We start from the raw sequence: 18,833 nt of genomic DNA, 5'->3' as shown, positions 1-18,833 counted from the left end.
CTTGGGCGACAAGCACTAGTCGGAACTGATTGCCATGTTTGAAGTCGGCTGGACCGAAATGCTGGTGATCGCGATCGTCATGATCGTGGTCGTCGGACCCAAGGATTTGCCCAATATGCTGCGCACCTTCGGCCGCACGACGGCGAAGCTGCGTGCCATGGCCTCCGACTTCCAGAAGCAGTTCAACGAGGCGCTGAAGGAAGCCGAGCTCGACGACGTCAAGAAGTCGGTCGATACGCTGCGCGGCCTCAATCCGGCGGCCGAGATCCGCAAGCAGCTCAATCCGTTCGAACAGGCGGCAGCAGAGGTTCGCTCCGGCGTCGATGCGGTGATGAAGCCGAAGCCCACCGTCGATCCCGCAACGCCCGCGGCAGAAACACCACAGGCGGCCGAGCCGCTCAAGAACGGCGCGACGGTGATGCCGGGTGTCAACGGACCGGAGACAGCGCCGGCGGCGCCGATCCTTCCGGCGATGACCGACGAGGCGGTGGTGACACCGGCTGCAGCAACAGCGGCGCCACGAAACGCGCGCGCCAAGGGGGCTGCGATATCAAAGGCTCCGGCAACCAAAACAGCGGCAGCCAAGGCAGCACCGGCAAAGCCGGCGCCTGTGGCGAAGGTTGCGGCCAAGCCGTCAGCGGCGCCCGCCAAGGCTGCACCTGGAAAAGCCGCCACCAAGCCCGCTGCTGCACCGAAGGCGGTCGCAAAGGCTGAGCCGAAGCCTGCGCCGGCCACGAAGCCCGCGTCCAAGAAGACGGCGGGGGCCGCCAAGTGAGCATTACGGACAGCGAAAAGGACGAGATCGAGAAGTCGTCGGCTCCGCTGATGGAGCATCTGATCGAACTGCGCCGGCGGCTGATCTGGTCGATCGGCGGTTTCTTCGTCGCCTTCCTCGTCTGCTTCTTCTTTGCCAAGAAGCTGTTCAATCTTTTGGTCGTTCCGTTCAAATGGGCCACGCAATGGGCCGGGCTCGATCCGCACAAGGTCGAGCTGATCTATACGGCGCCGCAGGAATTCTTCTTCACCCAGGTCAAGCTCGCCATGTTCGGCGGCATGGTCATCGCCTTTCCGCTGATCGCCACGCAGATCTACAAATTCATTGCGCCTGGCCTCTACAAGAACGAGCGCAACGCCTTCCTGCCGTTCCTGATCGCATCGCCGATCCTGTTCCTGATGGGCGCGTCGCTGGTCTATTTCTTCTTCACGCCGATGGTGATGTGGTTCTTCCTCGCCATGCAGCAGGCCGGCACCGACGACCAGGTGCAGATTTCGCTGCTGCCGAAAGTGTCGGAATATCTCAGCCTGATCATGACGCTGATCTTCTCCTTCGGCCTGGTGTTCCAGCTGCCGGTGGTGACCAGCCTGATGACGCGCGTCGGCATGCTGTCGTCGAAGGCGCTGGCCGAGAAGCGCAAATGGGCGATCGTCATCGCCTTCGTCGTCGCGGCGGTCCTGACGCCGCCTGATCCGATGAGCCAGATCGGTTTGGCCATCCCGACCATCCTGCTCTACGAGGTGTCGATCTGGGCGGCCCGGCTGATCGAGCGCGACCAGGTCAAGCAGAAGCTGGCGCGCGAGAAGCAGGAACCCGCCGAAGCCGTGGCCGAAAAGGCGGCGGACGCGTCCTCAAAGCAGGCTCCTTCATAGGCCGTCGCGTTCGGGTATCCGCGTTAGCGGAAAAACGCGACAGCCGCCATCTTGCATCGATGAAGGATGCGGTTTACGCCCTCAGGCCTTAGCTCGAGGACGACCAACCATGCTTGATATCAAATGGATTCGCGACAACCCGAAGGCCCTTGTCGAGGCGCTGGCCAAGCGCTCGTGGTCGGCTGACGAGGCGCAGTCCACGGTCGATGAGCTGATCAAGAAGGACGAAGCGCGGCGCGAGCACGTCACCGAGCTGCAGACCAAGCAGGAACGCCGCAACGCCGCCTCGAAGGAGATCGGCAACGCCATGCGTTCGGGCGACACGGCACTTGCCGAAAAGCTCAAGGCCGAAGTCGGCGATATCAAGACCTTCATCCAGAATGGCGAGGCGCGCGAGCGCGAGCTCGACAAGACGCTGAACGATGCGCTGGCGGTGCTGCCGAATGTGCCGCTCGACGACGTGCCGGTCGGCAAGGACGAGCACGACAATGTCGTCAAGCATATCGTCGGCGAGGTGCCGACCCGGCCGAACTGGGTGAACGAGCATTTCGAGATCGGCGAAGCGCTCGGCATGATGGATTTCGAGCGGGCGGCAAAGCTGTCGGGATCACGCTTCACCGTGCTGAAGAGCGGGCTGGCGCGGATGGAGCGCGCCATCGGCCAGTTCATGCTCGATCTGCACACGACCGAGCATGGCTATGAAGAAGTCATCCCGCCACTGATGGTGCGCGACGAAGTGCTTTTCGGGACCAACCAGCTGCCGAAATTCGAGGACGACCTGTTCTTCGTGCAGCATGGCGATGGCCGGCTCGGGTTGATTCCAACCGCCGAGGTCCCGCTCACCAACCTGGTGCGCGAAGAAATCACGGCCCATGAAAAGCTGCCGCTGCGCTATACGGCGCTGACGCCGTGCTTCCGCTCGGAAGCGGGCTCCGCCGGCCGCGACACGCGCGGCATGTTGCGCCAGCACCAGTTCTACAAGGTCGAGCTGGTCTCGGTCACCGACCAGGAGTCTTCGCTCGCCGAGCACGAGCGGATGACGCAGTGCGCGGAAGAGGTGCTGAAGCGACTGGAGCTGCCGTTCCGCACCATGGTCCTGTGCACGGGCGACATGGGGTTTGGCGCGCGCAAGACCTACGACATCGAGGTCTGGCTGCCCGGCCAGAACGCCTATCGCGAAATCTCGTCCTGCTCGGTCTGCGGCGACTTCCAGGCCAGGCGCATGGATGCCCGCTACAAGGACCGGGATGGCAAGGGCAACCGCTTTGTGCACACGCTGAACGGTTCGGGCACCGCTGTCGGCCGTGCGCTGATTGCCGTCATCGAAAACTACCAGAATGAGGATGGCAGCGTAACCATTCCTGAAGTGCTGCGGCCTTATATGGGCGGTCTGGCGAAGATCGAATCGAAGTAATGCGCATCCTTCTGACCAATGATGACGGCATCCATGCCGAGGGCCTGGCGTCGCTCGAACGCATCGCCCGCACGCTGTCGGACGATGTCTGGGTCGTGGCGCCGGAGCAGGACCAGTCCGGCTACGCGCACTCGCTGTCGATCTCGGAGCCGCTCCGGCTGCGCAAGATCGGCGAGAAACACTACGCCGTGCGCGGCACGCCGACCGACTGCGTCATCATGGGCGTCAAGAAGATCCTGCCTGGCGCGCCGGACCTGATCCTGTCCGGTGTCAATTCCGGCGCCAACATCGCCGACGACGTCACCTATTCCGGCACCGTCGCCGGCGCCATGGAAGGCGCGCTGCTCGGCATCCGCTCGATCGCACTCAGCCAGGGTTATTCCTATGTCGGCGAGGACCGCGTCGTTCCCTATGAGACCACCGAGGTGCTGGCGCCGGCGCTGCTGAAAAAGCTCGTCGCCATGCCGCTGCCGGACGGCGTGCTGCTCAACGTCAACTTTCCCAACTGCCTGCCTGACGAGGTTGCCGGTACCGTCGTGACGTCGCAGGGCAAGCTGGTGCACAGCCTGTGGGTCGACGAGCGCCGCGACGGGCGCGGCCTGCCTTATTACTGGCTTCGCTTCGGCCGCGAACCGGTCGAGGGCAAGCAAGGCACCGATCTCCATGCTCTGCGCAACCGGCTCGTGTCTGTGACGCCGCTGCAGCTTGACCTGACCGCGCATGAAATCCGTGACCAACTGACCAAGGCGCTGTCTGAATAAGGTGTTCGCATGAAGAAGGTTCTGGCATGAACTTGCCGCTCGACGATCGCGAGGGTTTTGCCGCTTTCCTGCTGCGCCTGCGCGGCCAAGGCGCGGTGCCGAAGGCGTTGATCGCAGCCTTCGAGGCGACGCCGCGGCGCGGCTTCCTCAACGGCCAGTTCCATTCCATCGCCTGGTCGGACGGCATGCTGCCGATCGAATGCGGCGAGGCGATCGAGGGCGCCGATCTGCAGGCGGCGGTGATTGCGGCCCTGGCAATAGAGCCCGGCAACCGGGTGCTGGAGATCGGCACCGGCTCGGGCTACACGGCAGCGGTGATGTCGCGGCTCGCGGCTCGCATCGTCAGCGTCGACCGCTACAAAACGCTGGCCGAGCAGGCCAGGCAACGCTTCGAGGCGCTCGGCATCGGCAATGTCATCGTGCGCCAGGCCGACGGTTCCAACGGGCTTGCCAATGAAGCGCCGTTCGACCGCATCGTAGCCTGGGCGGCTTTCGACAGCCTGCCGCGCTTCCTGCTCGACCAATTGTCGAGCGGCGGCATCGTCATTGCCCCGATCGGGCCGGAGGAGGGCGAGCAGGTGCTGGCCAAGCTGACCAAGGTCGGCAGCCGCTTCGAGCGCGAGGATATCGGCACCGTGCGCCTGCAGCCGATCCTGCGCAGCGTCGCGGCGGTTATTTAGGTGCACTGATATTCATGTGAGGCCGGCCTGCAAATGGCAGGTTCCTGCGCTTCCGGTGCTCACGTGTTTGAGTACGCTCCGCTCCGGCCTTCGACGGCCGAAGCCGTCATAAATGCCTCCGCTCTATGAAGGCTACGGCCGGTAGGCCGGTTCTCAGAACCTGTCATTTTCGACTCGGCCTGACCTGAATCTCAACGCACCTTCGGCGCGTTCGAAAATGTTTTAAGAAAATTTGCGCCTGATTCTATGGGGTTAACCCGCCAGTAACATTAACGCGCTTTAATCATGACCAGTGTGTACCGGGTCTGTGCGGGTTAGTGCGATGCAATTCAGTGTTTTGAAGGCAAACGGGCGTACTCTGTCGCGGGGCTGCGCTGTCCTCATGCTAGCCGGAGTGGCGGCGGGGTGTAGCTCCCAAGTCTCGCGGTTCAATGGTGTCGACGACGTCTTCACCTCCTCGACCAACAATCAGCGCGCCATCATCGACAAGCAGAGCACTGCGCAGCCCTATCCGGGCGATGTGGCGGCCGAGCCGATCGCTGCGGCACCTGTCGATGGCAGCCATAACCAGTCGGTCAGCCGCTCCAGCCTGGAGCCAGTCACCGTCCAGCAGCTGCCGCCGCCGAGCGCGCCCAAAGCTGCTCCGATGCGCACCGCTTCCGCGCCGGCGCTTGCACCGGCACCGCATGTCGACAGAACGACTACCGGCACGGTCCAGCCGGCGAGGCCGTTCAAGAATGCCGGTGACTCCGATCCGAAACCAGTTGCGGCTGGTACGCCGCATGCGACCGAGATCGTGGTCAGCGACGGCGAGACCATTTCCGGCATCGCTCATCGCTATCATGTGCCCGCCGACGTGATCATGAAGGTCAACGGCTTGAGCGCCACCAAGGGGCTGAAGACCGGTCAGAAACTGGTCATCCCGGCCTATGCCTATTCAAGCAAGGGGACAGAGCCGAAACTTGCCGACGGCAAGCCGGCAAACAGCCCCAAGGCGCCGGCGCCGGAGAAGATCGCCGTACTGCCGCAGCAGCCGAAACTCAAGGACGGCAAGTCCGCCGCGCAGGTTGACGCTTCGGCAGCGAACAAGCCGAAGACCGACAAGCCGGCGCAGACTGCCTCGGCCGCGCCAAAAGCCGGCGCGGGCACCTACACGGTCCAGTCGGGCGACAGCCTGTCCTCCATCGCCAGGAAGACCGGCGTTGGCGTCGTGGCGCTGAAGCAGGCGAACGGCATGCAGGACGGCCTGCTCAAGATCGGCCAGACGCTGAAGGTTCCGGCAGGTGGCACCGCAACGGTCGCCAGCGCCAAGCCGACCAAAGTTGATCCGGTGACGACCGCGACCACCCAACCGGCGGCAAAGCCGACGGAGACACTCGCCACCTACACGCCGCCGAAGAAGGACGCCAAGGTCATCCAGCAGGCCGAGGACGACGATGCTGTTGCGCCCGATGCCACCGGCATCGGCAAGATGCGTTGGCCGGTGCGTGGCCGCGTCATCTCCAATTTTGGTGGCGGCAAGGATGGCGTCGACATCGCCGTGCCTGAGGGGACGCCGGTCAAGGCGGCCGAGAACGGCGTGGTCATCTATGCCGGCGACGGCCTCAAGGAATTCGGCAATACGGTGCTGGTGCGCCACGAAAACGGGCTGGTCACCGTCTATGGCCACGCCAGGTCGATCGAGGTGCAGCGCGGCCAGAAGGTCAAGCGCGGCCAGGAGATCGCGCTGTCGGGCATGAGCGGCACCACCGACTCGCCGAAACTGCACTTCGAAGTGCGCAAGAACTCGGCCCCGGTCGACCCCTCAGGTTATCTCGAATAGTCGGGAATAGAACAATAAACGTTTTGCAGGCCGTCTGACCTCCAGTCCGGCCCGCCGGCTCAGCCCGCTCCGCAAGGGGCGGGCTTTTTCAGTGACCTGACGGAAATCAATCAGTCGTTCAGCGGCTTGCCGAGCCGGCCGGCCAGATCCTGAGTGAATTGCCAGGCGACGCGGCCCGAGCGGCTGCCGCGTGTCGTTGCCCATTCCAGGGCGTCGGCGCGCAGCTGCTCCGGGTCGATCTTCAGTCCATGATGGGTGGCATAGCCGTTGACCATATCGAGATATTCGTCCTGCGAACATTTGTGGAAGCCGAGCCACAGGCCGAAGCGGTCGGACAGCGAAACCTTTTCCTCGACCGCCTCGGACGGGTTGATGGCGGTCGAGCGCTCATTGTCGATCATGTCGCGCGGCAACAGGTGCCGGCGGTTCGACGTGGCGTAGAAGATGACATTGGCCGGGCGGCCCTCGACGCCGCCTTCAAGGGCTGCCTTCAGCGACTTGTAGGAGGTGTCGTCATGGTCGAAGGAGAGGTCGTCGCAAAACAGGATGAAGCGAAACGGCGCCGCCTTCAGCAGGCCCATCAGCCTGGGCAGCGTGTCGATATCCTCGCGATGGATCTCGATCAGCTTGAGCGGCAGGTCGGATTTGGCCTGGGCGTTGATCTGCGCATGCACGGCCTTGACCAGCGAGGATTTGCCCATGCCGCGCGCACCCCACAACAACACATTGTTGGCGGCATGGCCGGCGGCGAAATGTTCCGTGTTTTCGACCAGAATGTCGCGCACGCGGTCGACGCCGCGGATCAGGCCGATTTCGACGCGGTTGACCTTGCGCACCGGCTCGAGATAGCCGGGGTCGGCCTGCCAGACGAAGCAATCGGCAACCGCAAGATCGGTTTGCGGCACCGGCGGCGGAGCGAGGCGGGTGACTGCCTCGATCAGGCGGTCGAGCTTTTTGTTCAGGGCCTCGATGGTGCTGTCGGTCATGTCTCGTCTTTTATGTTTCCGCACGAACGTGCGTAGGGGCCGAAATCGTCTTGATCCGGGCGAGATAGAAACTGGTTCCAAGCTTTTGTTTGGGCATGATCTTTTGCGAAAACCACGCTCGTATTCCGGGAGCATGCTCTAACACGGGTCAACCGGCCGGAAAAGCAGCTGAAAGCCCGGCCGCGCAGTTGCATTGGTAACTTTACCCACTATATTCCGGCCAAATTTGGCGAGGCCGCCCTACGGCCTTCTTCGTAACCAGGAGTTCTTGATGTTCGTCACACCGGCATACGCCCAAGCTACCGGAACTCCGCTTGGTCCGTTCGGGGATATCGGCATGATACTCCCGTTCGTTCTGATCTTCGTGATCATGTATTTCCTCATCATCCGGCCGCAGCGCGCCCAGTTGAAGAAGCGCCAGGAGATGATCTCGGCCGTGCGTCGTGGCGACACGGTGATCACCGGCGGCGGCTTCGTCGGCAAGGTGACCAAGGTGATCGACGACCACGAGCTCGAGATCGACCTCGGCGGCGGTACCAAGGTGACGGCGCTGCGCTCGACGATCGCCGACGTGCGGGTCAAGGGCGAGCCGGTGGCCAACCAGAACGCCAAGAAGTAAGCCAGTTTCCCAAGCGGAGCGATCCGCGGGCAGAGCTCTGACAAAAGACGGGGTATGGTCCATTTTTCGCGCCTGAAAATGATCCTGATCTGGCTTGCTATGGCCACAATGCTCGTCGACGCGCCCAGTCTTCACGCTGCCGGCCCGGACGTGCTGCTTCGATTGGACGCGACCGATGTGATCGATCGCCGGTTGGAGGCGACGCGTGACGAAATCAGGACGCTGCTGCGCGATGCAAGGATCGGCTATACTGCTCTTGCTAAGTCGGGTCGGGCCGTTCAGGTGCATATCACCGACCCCGCTCAGGTCGGCGCGGCCAAGATGGCATTGAAGGCGGTGACTGATCCTGTCCTTGGCAGCGCTGGTCCGGTCCAGGAAATGATCCTGGATGATACCGGAGCAGCGTTGCTCAAGTTCACGGTAACAGACACAGGCATCAAGTATCGGATTTCGATCGCGCTTGCGCAGTCGATCGTGGTCATTAAGAATCGCCTGCGTGATCTTGGTGTTGCCGACCCAGTAGTTCAGCCAGAGGGCGAAGACGGTATGCTGGTCCGGACTTCGGGCGTTGCGGATTTGCAAAGGTTGAGGAGAATTCTCACCCGAACCGGAATGGCGACTTTTCAGTGGGTTGATGAGTCGATGCCGGTCGCTGATGCGATCAATGGCCGGACGCCCGCTGGCTCGGTGGTGGTTTATTCGAAGGACGATCCACCGGTTCCCTATCTGGTTGAGAGCCGGACGATCGTTTCCAGTGACGACATTGTCAATGCTCAGGCGACTCCCAACTCCGTCACAAATGAGCCGGCGGTTTCGTTCACCTTCGATTCCAGGGCAACGGCACGCGTTGCGCAAGCGACCTCGCAGAATGTCGGCAAGCTATTTGCGATGATCCTCGACAACCAAGTGCTTTCGGTGCCAGTCGTCCGCGAGCCAATTCTTAACGGCCGCGGCCAGATATCGGGCAACCTCACCAAGGAGAACGCCGATGATCTGGCCTTACTTTTGCGTTCCGGACCGATGCCTGCACAATTGAAAATAGTCGAGTAGCGCACGATAGCGCCCGGCGGTGATCAGAATTAGAATGGGAACCGACAGAGGCGATTGACGCCGAAACCGCTGCCGGCGGCAGCGCCAAATTGACCTCAGCGCGCTCGACAATCGGCGAAGTGCGGGTTAAGGGCGAGCCGGTGGCAAATAAGAACGCCAAGAAATAACCGAATTGTCGGCGGAACGATCCGCCAGTACGCCCTGACGGACAACGCCATATGCTGTATTTTTCGCGCCTGAAGATGATCCTGATCTGGATCGCCGTGGCCGTCACATTCATCCTTGCCGCGCCAAATCTCTTCCCGGCCAGCACATTGGCGCAATTGCCCAACTGGGTGCCGAAGCGGCAGATGACGCTTGGTCTCGATCTGCAGGGCGGTTCGCACATCCTCTTGCAGATGGACCAGAACGATCTGGTCAAGGCGCAGCTGGAAACGACGCGCGACGAAATCCGCACGCTGCTGCGTGATGCGAAGATAGCCTATACTGGCCTTGGCGGCACCGGCAGGACCGTGCAGGTGCGCATCACCGATCCAACCCAGATCGATGCCGCTAAGACGGCGCTTAAGCCGCTGACCGATCCGGTCGCCGCCGGCCTGTTCACCGGTGGCTCCATCCAGGAAATGTCCCTGGATGATTCCGAAGCCGGGCTGCTCAAATTCACCGTCACCGACGCCGGCATCAAATACCGCACCTCAGCCGCATTGGCGCAGTCGATCGAAGTCGTCGAGCGCCGCGTCAACGAACTCGGCACCACCGAGCCGATCGTGCAGCGGCAGGGCGACGACCGTGTGCTCGTCCAGGTGCCGGGCCTGCAGGATCCGCAAAGGCTGAAGGAGATCATTGGCCAGACCGCCAAGATGACCTTCCAGATGGTGGATACCTCGATGTCGGTGCAGGATGCGCTGAACGGCCGCCCGCCGGCAGGCTCCTCGGTGCTTTATTCGCAGGACGATCCGCCGGTTCCGTATCTGGTGGAAAATCGCGTCATCGTGTCCGGCGAGGATCTTGCCAAGGCCACCGCAACTTATGATTCCCGAAACAACGAGCCAGTGGTTTCGTTCGTCTTCAACTCGCGCGGTGCGACACGGTTCGGCCAGGCGACCCAGCAGAATGTCGGCAAGCCGTTCGCCATCATCCTCGACAATCAGGTGATTTCGGCGCCGGTGATCCGCGAACCGATCCTCGGCGGCAGCGGCCAGATTTCAGGCAATTTCACCGCCGAAAGCGCCAACGACCTCGCCGTGCTGCTGCGGGCCGGTGCGTTGCCGGCAAAGCTGACCGTGATCGAAGAACGCACGGTGGGCCCGGGCCTCGGCCAGGATTCGATCCATGCCGGCAAGGTCGCCGGCATCATCGGCTCCATTCTCGTCGTCGCCTTCATGTTCGTCGCGTACGGACTTCTCGGCTTCCTCGCCAACATTGCGCTCGCCGTGCACGTGGCGATGATCGTCGGGGTTTTGTCGCTGCTTGGCGCGACGCTGACCTTGCCCGGCATTGCCGGTATCGTGCTGACCATCGGCATGGCGGTCGATTCCAACGTGCTGATCTATGAGCGCATCCGCGAGGAGCGACGGGCCGGCCGTTCGGTCATCCAATCGATCGACACAGGTTTCACCAAGGCGTTGGCGACCATCGTGGATTCCAACGTGACGTCGCTGATTGCCACGGTCGTGCTGTTCTATCTCGGCACCGGACCGGTCAAGGGCTTCGCCATCACCTATGCCATCGGCATCTTGACCACGGTCTTCACCGCCTTCACCTTCACCCGTCTGCTGGTGTCGATCTGGCTGCGCCGTGCGCGTCCGAAGGAATTGCCGCGTGCGCCGGTGACCTTCGTTCCGGCCGGCACGAAAATCCCGTTCATGGGCATCCGCCGCTGGACCTTCGCACTGTCCAGCCTGCTGTCGATCGCGTCGGTTATCGGATTCCTGACCATCGACATCAACTACGGCATCGACTTCAAGGGCGGCTCGATCATCGAGGTGCAGTCCAAGCAAGGCGACGCCGATATTGGCGATATCAGAAGCCGGCTGTCGGAGCTAAACATCGGTGAAGTGCAGGTCCAGCAATTCGGCGCGCCGAATGATGTGCTGATCCGCGTCGGCACCCAGGATGGCGGCGAGAACGCCGAGCAGACCGTCATCGACAAGGTGCGCGGCGAGCTGCAGGACAATTACGATTTCCGCCGCGTCGAGGTGGTGGGCCCGACGGTTTCGGGCGAGCTGGCCAAGCAAGGCACGATTGCGATGATCATCGCGCTGATCGGCATCCTGGTCTATGTCTGGTTCCGCTTCGAATGGCAGTTCGCGGTCGGCGCCATCGTGGCGACGGTGCACGATGTGGTGATGACGCTGGGCTTCTTCGTCATCACCGGGCTCGAATTCAACCAGTCTTCGCTGGCGGCGATCCTGACCATTATCGGCTATTCGCTCAACGACACGATCGTCGTCTATGACCGTGTTCGAGAAGATTTGCGAAAATACAAACGAATGCCGCTCCCGCAATTGTTGAACAACGCCATCAACGAGACTCTGTCGAGAACGACGCTGACTTCGGTGACGACCATCCTGGCGCTGCTGGCCCTGGTGTTGTTCGGCGGCGAGGTGATCCGCTCGTTCACCATGGCGATGCTGTTCGGCGTCGTCTTCGGTACCTATTCGTCGATCTTCATCGCAGCGCCCTTGCTGATCCTGTTCAGGCTCAGGCCGCAGGGAGCGAGCGCCGATGAGGAGAAGCCGGTTGGTGGCGGCAAGGCCATGGCGACCTGACGGCTGCGCTGGTGGCAAAAGGTATCGTCATCCGCGAGGCGCATTTCCCCGGACGGGCGCCGATCGAAGCCTACGGCAATGGCGGCTTCCGCTTCGCCGACATGTCGCATCGCGGCTCGCTTCTTTGCCTGCCCTCCGGCATCCATGGCTGGGAGCCGGCCGATCCGCTGGCCCTGACGGCGGCGGATTTCGACCTGCTGCTGGCTGAGGCAGGCAAGGTCGAGATCCTGCTGGTCGGCACAGGCAAGGATTTGCGGCCCTTGCCGACAGCACTTCGGGCGGCGCTGAAAGCGGCTGGCATTGGCTCCGACCCGATGTCGACGGGGGCAGCGGTGCGGACCTACAATGTTCTGCTCGCCGAAGACCGCGCCGTGGCCGCGGCGCTGATCGCCGTCGACTGACGTGACCGATACAGCTGACATCGTCATGGAGACGGTGCGCGCCGGCGACCATGACCGCTATGTCAGCGCACTCTATGCACCGGCCAACAAGCGCGCGGCGCTGTTTTCGCTTTACGCCTTCAATGCCGAGATTGCGTCTGTCCGCGACCGCATCCACGAGGCATTGCCGGGCGAAGTGAGGCTGCAATGGTGGCGCGATGTCATCGCTGCTGAAGCCGCAGCCACAGGCAACCCGCTCGCCGATGCGCTGAAGGCGACGATTTCTGCCCATGGCCTGCCCAAAACTGCCTTCGACAACATGCTCGAGGCCCGCATCTTCGACCTCTATGACGATCCGATGCCGTCGCGCACCGATCTCGAGGGATATTGCGGCGAGACGGCGGCCGCGCTGATCCAGCTGGCGGCGATGGTGCTCGATCCCAATCAGGCGCCGCGCTTTGCCGAACTGGCGGGCAGGGCCGGCTGCGCCCAGGCGATGACCGGCCTGTTGCTGCTGTTGCCGCTGCATCGCCGACGCGGGCAATGCTTCGTGCCGGCGGATATCCTTGCAGCGGCCGGCTCGTCGCCGGAGGAGTTCGTCAGCGGCGACGGCGGCCCCGGCGCTCAGCGCGCGGTGGCTGCGATGATTGCATTGGCGCAGGAGCATCTCCGCGCTTTCGAGCAAGGGGCGTCCGCACTTCCGGAAACGCTGCGTCCGGCGTTCCTGCCGCTGGCGCTGACCAGCGCCTATCTCGGCAAGATGGCCAATGGCCGCTCGCCGCTTGGTGGCGCAGACCGGCTTTCGGCTCTGCGCCGGCATTGGCTGTTGCTCAGGCGCGCAACGCGGGGTTGGCCAGCGAGTTAACGTAAACGTCAATCGCGTTAGGACTCTGAGACTTGGCTATTCAGCAGCTTCCGCTGTTTGCGCCGGCAGCCCTAGCCACTCCCGACAATCTGCCCGCGCGCGTGAGGTGATCGCGTGGCGCTTGGCCACCGTCTTGTCCTTGCCGCGCAGGCGTTTGCCTTCGGTCTTCGGTGCTTCCACCGGCGGGAACAGGCCGAAATTGACGTTCATCGGCTGGAACGAGCGTTTGCCCGGCTCGTCGTCGGAAACGATGTGGCCGCCGGTGATGTGGTTGAGCAAGGCGCCGAAGGCGGTGGTGAGCGGTGGCAGCGATGGCGCGTGGCCGAGCCGCTCGGCGGCGGCGAAGCGGCCGGCGAGCAGGCCGATCGCCGCGCTCTCGACATAACCCTCGCAGCCGGTGATCTGGCCGGCAAAGCGCAGGCCCGGCCGCGACTTCAGCTGCAGCGAGGCGTCGAGCAAGGTCGGCGAGTTGATGTAGGTGTTGCGGTGCAGGCCGCCGAGACGGGCGAACTCGGCGTTTTCCAGACCCGGAATGGTGCGGAACACGCGCACCTGCTCGGCATGCTTCAGCTTCGTCTGGAAACCGACCATGTTGTAGAGCGTGCCCAGCGCATTGTCCTGGCGCAGCTGCACCACGGCATAGGCTTTTACCGTCGGATTGTGGGCATTGGTCAGCCCCATCGGCTTCATCGGCCCGTAGCGCAGCGTCTCGACGCCGCGCTCGGCCATGATCTCGATCGGCAGGCAGCCGTCGAAATAGGGCGTGCCTTCCCACTGCTTGAATTCGGTCTTCTGGCCGTCGACCAGCGCCTGTACGAAGGCGAGATACTGGTCCTTGTCCATCGGGCAATTGATGTAGTCCTTGCCGGTGCCGCCGGGCCCAACCTTGTCATAGCGCGACTGGAACCAGCAGGTGTCCATGTCGATCGTGTCGAAATGGATGATCGGGGCAATCGCGTCGAAGAAGGCCAGCGCATCGGCGCCGGTTGCCTCGGCAATCGACTGGGCGAGCGACGGCGCGGTTAGCGGTCCCGTGGCGATGATCGCCTGGTCCCACTCCGCCGGCGGCAGGCCCGGCACTTCCTCGCGCTCGATGGTGATCAGCGGGTGCGCTTCGAGCCTTTTCGTCACCGCGTCGGAGAAGCCGTCGCGATCGACGGCCAGCGCGCCGCCGGCCGGCACCTGGTTGGCGTCGCCGGCGCTCATGATCAGCGAGCCGGCCAGCCGCATTTCGGCATGCAGCAGGCCGACGGCGTTGTTCTCGGCATCGTCGGAGCGGAAGGAATTGGAACAGACAAGTTCGGCAAGCCCATCGGTCTTGTGCGCATCGGTGCCGCGCACCGGGCGCATCTCATGCAAAATGACGGGAACACCGGCTTGTGCTGCCTGCCAGGCGGCTTCGGAGCCGGCGAGGCCGCCGCCGACGATGTGGATAGGATTTTTGCTCATGAGCGCCGGAATAATCACTTGGCGCGCCGTTTGCAATTGGCCGGTGCGAGCGTGGGTCATTGTCGTGCAACGACGGAGCTCGAGTTTCTTATGTCCGCGGCGACGCTTGGATGGCGGCGCAAAGCGCCTCGATCGACCGCAAGCACAGCCGCAAACCTGCCCCAAAAACAACAACACCCGCCGCGGGAGGAGGTGCGGCGGGTGTCGTTTTTGGGGCCGATCCTCGGGAGGAGGTGGGGATCGGCCGTATTCGCCATCGCCGGGGAGGAGGTCGGCTTTGACGAAATTCTGTTCGCCGGATCGAGGGAGGCGAAATCCCTGGAAGAGGAACTGCGTTCACTTTGAAGACGAACTAGCGTTCGCTTCGGAAAGACGAACTGCGTTCGCTTTGGAAACAGCGCCCGCCGCGGGAGGAGGTGCGGCGGGCGCCGTTTTGGTGGTCAACCCTCGGGAGGAGGTGAAGGCTGACCGTATCCGTCAGGGTCGGGGAGGAGGTCGACCCTGGCGAAATTCTGGCTAGATCGTCGCCCTGCGGGCGATGATCTTGATCTCGTCACGGACGATGCCGAGATCATGGAGCTGACGGTTCGAAAGGCGACCCAGCTCGGTAACGGTGTCGCGGTAAACGCGCCAGTTACGATAGTTGCGGATCAGGTTCATTGTCGTTCTCTTTTTCAAAACTGGTTCGGACCATTTGCGATCCGAAGAGGATTAGACCGCCTTGCGGGCGACGTAGTGGATGTCGCTGCGGCTGATGCCGAGGTCGGTCAGTTCACGGTTCGAAAGGCGGCTCAGCTCGGAGACGGTGTCCCGGTAGCGGCGCCAGTTGCGGTAGTTGCGGATCAGGTTCATGGTAGTGCTCGTTTCGTCTTTCTTCGGTTCATTCCGTTTGTGTACGAACAGTAAATAGGCTGGGTAATATCGATTTAAAAGTGCTGTTGGCGCATGGCAGCAATGCAAATTGTGCAATGCAACATTAACGCGCGTTCACGGCTTCGTCATGAAGAGACCCGAATCGGAAAATGACGTTGCGTCAACGATTTGAGCGGATCGGCTGTCAGAAAGACCAAGCTGGGGGAGAAGCGACATGGCGAGTTATTCGTCACGGGCGAGGGCCGATATCGGGCGGTGGCTGCAGGCCGGCCTGATCGACGCGAAGACGGCCGATGCGCTTAAGTGCGACATCGACGCAAACGAGCGCAAATCGCTGAGCTTCGGCACTATATTGGCCATGATGGCGGCGCTGCTGTTCGGCGCCGCGATCCTGCTCTTCGTCGCCGCCAACTGGGACGCCATCCCGCGGCTGGTGCGGGTCGCGGCACTGTTTGCCGTCATTCTCGCCGGCTATGTCGGCGGCGCGGTGTTGAAGATGCGCGACCATGCGGCGATCGGCGAGGCGCTGTGGATCGTGGCCGCCGCGGCCTTCGGCGGATCGATCGCGCTGATCGGCCAGATGTACCATCTCACGGGCGACGAGGCCTCGGCCATCGTCACCTGGGGCATCGGCACGGCACTTGCCGCGGTGGCGTTGCGCTCGAACCCGCTCACGGTCGCTGCCGTCGGCATATCCATTGCCTGGCTGTTCGTGCGCGCGTTCGACTTTTATGACCGCCCCGTATTTCCGGATTTCTTCGTCGTGATGGCGCCGGTGCTTTTTGTCGTCTCATTCTGGACGCGTAGCCAGCCGGCACGCCACTTGATCATTCTTTCGGTCATTTTCTATATCGCGGTGCGCGGCCTGGACCAGAACACGCTCGCCCTGGCTATTCCTCTGGTCGCGGTGTCGGCGCTGCTGTTTGCGGTTTCCATCTTCGCCGCCGGGCCGGCCGACTGGATCTTGCAGCTCGGCGGGCGGCTGCCTTTGCACGCCTTGACCGGCTTTCTCACCGGGCTGGCGATGATCCAGATCGAACTGGGCGATGATAACGCCTTCAGCAACGGCTTTGCCATTGCGTCGGTCATCGCACTGGCCGGCATTGCCGCGGCGATCATGCTGGGCGGGCGCGAGAGCAGGGGGCTGCGCTGGGTTGCCTATGCCGGCTTTGCCTTCGAACTTGCCATTATCTATGTCGTGACCTTGCAGACGATGCTCGGCACGGCCGGCTTCTTCTTGGCTGCCGCAGTGCTGTTCGGCATCCTGGCTCTCGTCATCATCCGTGTGGAAAAACGCATGAAGGCCCCGGAAGGAGCGGCAGCATGATGTCGGGAAAGAAACTTGTCATCTCGGCGCTGGTCCTGGCGCTCGTCCAGATCGGCTTCCTGAGCTGGATCATCGCCGGCCGCGCGGCGATCCTGCGCACCGGCAAGGAGGTCTTGCTGAAAGTCGAGCCGGTCGATCCGCGCGATCTGCTGCGCGGCGACTATATTATCCTCGGCTATGAAATATCGCGCTTGCCGGTGAAGCTGATCGCCAACATCCCGGCCGGCCAGCTCGTGAGCGAGAACACGCCGATCGTGGTCCGGCTGAAGCCGGGCGCCGACGGCTATTGGCATGCGACCACGGCCTGGTTCGGCAGGGCTCCGACGCCGGCGACCGCCGACGAAGCCGATATTGTCGGCCAGGTCGCGCCGGGCTGGACGCTTGATCCTGAATCCACGATCGCACCGCAATACGGCATCGACCGCTTCTACCTACCTGAGGGCCAGGGCATGGCGATCCAGAACGACATGCGGGTGCGGCCATTCGGCGTGCGCGTCGCGCTCGCCGCCAGTGGCCAGGCACAGATCAAGGCGCTGATGGACGGCGACAAGACATTGTTTGAGGAACCGCTCTACTAGAAGACATTACCCAGGGCATGGATTTCGGCAACGATCGATCGCTTCGCCCTCATGCAAACCAGACGGGCGAAGACAATGCCGATTACGGTGACGACGCGCGAAGATATCAATCTCGATGCCGTTTTGCGCGTCGCCTGGAGAAACGACACGGTCGAAATCGGCGACAAGGCCTTGCAACGCATTGCCGAATGCCGCGCCTCGTTCCTGAAACTCATCGAATCCGATCCGCCGCCGGTGATCTATGGCGTCACCACCGCCATGGGCGAACTGGCGAGCCGCAAGCTGGAACTTGACGAGCGGGACCGTCATGCGCGCATCAAGGCGTTTGCCGCCGCCACATCCTTCGGGGAGCCGTTGCCCGAGCGCGTGGTCAGGGCGATCGTGCTGGCACGGCTGACCAATTTCATCGAAGGCAATGCCGCCACCACGCCGCGCATCGCGCTAGCCGTTGCGGCGATGCTCGACGGCGGCCCGATGCCGGTGGTGTCGTCGCAGGGGCAGGGCGGCGCTGGCGAGATCCTGGCGCTCTACCCGCTGTTTGCCGCGCTTACCCAGCGTTTCGAGCTGGAGGTGAAGGAGCGCGGTTCGCTGATCAATGGTTCACCTTGCGCGGCGGCGCTCGTGGCCGACGCAGCACTTGCCGCGCGCCGACGCGCCGCCATGGCGCACAAGGTGTTTGCGCTGTCGATCGAAGCCTTTCGTGCGCCGCTCGAGCATTATGATGCGGCCCTCGACGGGCTCTGGGGTGACGCGCACGAAGCGGCCGCCTTGCAAGGGTTGCGGCAATATCTGGTTGGCGCCGGCGACGGCCGGCGCAACTATCAGGCGCCGGTCAGCTACCGCATCGTGCCGCGCGTGCTCGGCCATGCGCATCGGGCGCTGGCCGGCGCCGAGCAGGCGGCGACCGTATCGCTGGCCTCGATCTCGGACAATCCAGTCTATATCCCGCCCGACGCGGCGCACCCGCTGGGGCGCTGCATCTCCACCGGCGGCTATCACAATGCCATGGCGACGCCGGCGCTCGACGATCTGGCGGCGATCTGGGCCGATCTCTGCCTGCTCTGCGACCGCCACGCCTCAAAGCTGCTGAACGGCAAGGTGTCGCTGCTGCCCGACCTGTTGATGACCGGGCGGCATTGGGCCGACAGCGACGGGCACGGCAATGTCGGCTATGTGCCGATGGCGATCACCGGCTATCTCGAACAGGCCAAACTCGCGGCGCAGCGCACCTTCATTCCGGGCACCGAATCGGCCGGCGCCGGCCAGGACGACGTCGCCACCACCGCATTCTTCGCCTGGACCAAGGAAGCGACGGCCGGCCGCTGCCTCGATGCGGCAATGGCGATGCTGGCGATGATCGCCTCGCAGGCCCTGTACGTGACTGAACGCGCCGCGCCGCCGGCATTGCAGGATTTTGTCGCGGATATCAGGAAGATCGTGCCGCCGGTCGACGCCGACCGGGTGCTGGGGCCGGAGCTGGCGAAATTGGCGGAGTGGTTTACCGGTCAAGTGTTTGAAGTGTAGGCCGTCGCCGCCAGTCCTCCTACGCCACGGCTTCGGAGGACACCCTTCGCTTTATCAAGCTCCTGGGTGGCCTGCCACCCGAACCTC

At 63.1% G+C, this 18,833-nt stretch carries 19 protein-coding genes; 15 read left to right on the top strand and 4 right to left on the bottom strand.

The genetic code is table 11. The features are described from left to right. Window positions 1-34 precede the first annotated feature (34 nt). The 6 genes from tatB to AC3CCE_RS20965 all read left to right on the top strand — a co-directional run bounded on the left by tatB (window position 35) and on the right by AC3CCE_RS20965 (window position 6,324). Window positions 35-775, top strand: coding sequence for a Sec-independent protein translocase protein TatB (gene tatB, locus AC3CCE_RS20990; RefSeq protein ID WP_352625653.1), 741 nt, complete (start codon window positions 35-37; stop codon window positions 773-775). Then, window positions 772-1,647 (top strand): twin-arginine translocase subunit TatC, encoded by an 876-nt coding sequence (gene tatC / locus AC3CCE_RS20985; RefSeq protein WP_352625655.1) that lies wholly within the window; start codon window positions 772-774, stop codon window positions 1,645-1,647. The genes tatB and tatC overlap by 4 nt, the downstream gene beginning before the upstream one ends. Window positions 1,648-1,756: 109 nt before the next feature. Beyond that, window positions 1,757-3,061: a serine--tRNA ligase gene (serS, locus tag AC3CCE_RS20980; protein WP_352625657.1), complete on the top strand. Its 1,305-nt coding sequence runs from the start codon at window positions 1,757-1,759 to the stop codon at window positions 3,059-3,061. After that, on the top strand, window positions 3,061-3,822 hold the full coding sequence (gene surE / locus AC3CCE_RS20975) for a 5'/3'-nucleotidase SurE (RefSeq protein ID WP_023681648.1): 762 nt from the start codon (window positions 3,061-3,063) through the stop codon (window positions 3,820-3,822). The genes serS and surE overlap by 1 nt, the downstream gene beginning before the upstream one ends. Window positions 3,823-3,848: 26 nt before the next feature. After that, window positions 3,849-4,502: a protein-L-isoaspartate(D-aspartate) O-methyltransferase gene (locus AC3CCE_RS20970; RefSeq protein ID WP_023667683.1), complete on the top strand. Its 654-nt coding sequence runs from the start codon at window positions 3,849-3,851 to the stop codon at window positions 4,500-4,502. 322 nt (window positions 4,503-4,824) lie between these two features. Continuing rightward, window positions 4,825-6,324 carry a peptidoglycan DD-metalloendopeptidase family protein gene (locus AC3CCE_RS20965; RefSeq protein ID WP_023830613.1) on the top strand — a complete coding sequence of 500 codons (1,500 nt, stop codon included), beginning with the start codon at window positions 4,825-4,827 and terminating at the stop codon, window positions 6,322-6,324. Window positions 6,325-6,434: 110 nt separating this feature from the next. Here the strand turns inward: AC3CCE_RS20965 and AC3CCE_RS20960 are convergent, their stop codons facing one another. After that, the gene (locus tag AC3CCE_RS20960; protein WP_352625660.1) at window positions 6,435-7,310 is read right to left on the bottom strand and encodes an ATP-binding protein; all 876 of its coding nucleotides are present in this window, start codon (window positions 7,308-7,310) and stop codon (window positions 6,435-6,437) included. 271 nt (window positions 7,311-7,581) lie between these two features. On the opposite strand from AC3CCE_RS20960, the gene yajC reads away from it, so the two are divergent. From yajC to AC3CCE_RS20935, 5 genes are all read left to right on the top strand, one after another. Continuing rightward, window positions 7,582-7,929 (top strand): preprotein translocase subunit YajC, encoded by a 348-nt coding sequence (gene yajC / locus AC3CCE_RS20955; RefSeq protein WP_023741503.1) that lies wholly within the window; start codon window positions 7,582-7,584, stop codon window positions 7,927-7,929. A 54-nt stretch (window positions 7,930-7,983) separates the two neighbouring features. Further along, window positions 7,984-8,979 (top strand): SecDF P1 head subdomain-containing protein, encoded by a 996-nt coding sequence (locus AC3CCE_RS20950; RefSeq protein ID WP_352625662.1) that lies wholly within the window; start codon window positions 7,984-7,986, stop codon window positions 8,977-8,979. Window positions 8,980-9,197: 218 nt separating this feature from the next. Next, entirely contained in the window at window positions 9,198-11,750 is a 2,553-nt protein-coding gene (gene secDF, locus AC3CCE_RS20945; RefSeq protein WP_352625664.1) for a protein translocase subunit SecDF, read from the top strand. Between the two features lie 11 nt (window positions 11,751-11,761). Further along, window positions 11,762-12,151 (top strand): Mth938-like domain-containing protein, encoded by a 390-nt coding sequence (locus AC3CCE_RS20940; protein WP_023688226.1) that lies wholly within the window; start codon window positions 11,762-11,764, stop codon window positions 12,149-12,151. A gap of 25 nt (window positions 12,152-12,176) precedes the next feature. Next, a complete protein-coding gene (locus AC3CCE_RS20935) occupies window positions 12,177-12,995 on the top strand; it encodes a phytoene/squalene synthase family protein (RefSeq protein WP_460222073.1) in 819 nt (272 codons plus the stop codon). 36 nt (window positions 12,996-13,031) lie between these two features. On the opposite strand, the gene trmFO is transcribed toward AC3CCE_RS20935, so the two are convergent. Further along, on the bottom strand, window positions 13,032-14,444 hold the full coding sequence (trmFO, locus tag AC3CCE_RS20930; RefSeq protein ID WP_352511706.1) for a methylenetetrahydrofolate--tRNA-(uracil(54)-C(5))-methyltransferase (FADH(2)-oxidizing) TrmFO: 1,413 nt from the start codon (window positions 14,442-14,444) through the stop codon (window positions 13,032-13,034). Between the two features lie 18 nt (window positions 14,445-14,462). Between trmFO and AC3CCE_RS20925 the strand changes: the two genes are divergently transcribed. After that, window positions 14,463-14,789 (top strand): hypothetical protein, encoded by a 327-nt coding sequence (locus AC3CCE_RS20925; protein ID WP_156935994.1) that lies wholly within the window; start codon window positions 14,463-14,465, stop codon window positions 14,787-14,789. A 171-nt stretch (window positions 14,790-14,960) separates the two neighbouring features. Here the strand turns inward: AC3CCE_RS20925 and AC3CCE_RS20920 are convergent, their stop codons facing one another. Together AC3CCE_RS20920 and AC3CCE_RS20915 are read right to left on the bottom strand one after the other, a co-directional pair. Beyond that, the gene (locus tag AC3CCE_RS20920; protein WP_023667673.1) at window positions 14,961-15,104 is read right to left on the bottom strand and encodes a DUF1127 domain-containing protein; all 144 of its coding nucleotides are present in this window, start codon (window positions 15,102-15,104) and stop codon (window positions 14,961-14,963) included. 51 nt (window positions 15,105-15,155) lie between these two features. Beyond that, window positions 15,156-15,296 (bottom strand): DUF1127 domain-containing protein, encoded by a 141-nt coding sequence (locus AC3CCE_RS20915; RefSeq protein WP_006335194.1) that lies wholly within the window; start codon window positions 15,294-15,296, stop codon window positions 15,156-15,158. Window positions 15,297-15,531: 235 nt separating this feature from the next. Here AC3CCE_RS20915 and AC3CCE_RS20910 point away from each other — a divergent pair, with 235 nt between their 5' ends. From AC3CCE_RS20910 to AC3CCE_RS20900, 3 genes are all read left to right on the top strand, one after another. Further along, window positions 15,532-16,644, top strand: coding sequence for a DUF2157 domain-containing protein (locus AC3CCE_RS20910; RefSeq protein ID WP_352511705.1), 1,113 nt, complete (start codon window positions 15,532-15,534; stop codon window positions 16,642-16,644). Continuing rightward, the gene (locus AC3CCE_RS20905) at window positions 16,641-17,222 is read left to right on the top strand and encodes a GDYXXLXY domain-containing protein (protein WP_352511704.1); all 582 of its coding nucleotides are present in this window, start codon (window positions 16,641-16,643) and stop codon (window positions 17,220-17,222) included. Before AC3CCE_RS20910 ends, AC3CCE_RS20905 begins: the two co-directional genes overlap by 4 nt. 75 nt (window positions 17,223-17,297) lie before the next feature. Further along, window positions 17,298-18,746 carry an aromatic amino acid lyase gene (locus AC3CCE_RS20900; protein ID WP_352625669.1) on the top strand — a complete coding sequence of 483 codons (1,449 nt, stop codon included), beginning with the start codon at window positions 17,298-17,300 and terminating at the stop codon, window positions 18,744-18,746. Window positions 18,747-18,833 lie beyond the last annotated feature (87 nt).

This window comes from Mesorhizobium sp. P160187 (assembly GCF_057766425.1).
Note: the sequence above shows the minus strand (reverse complement) of the source record. Positions and strands in the feature narration are given on the sequence as shown.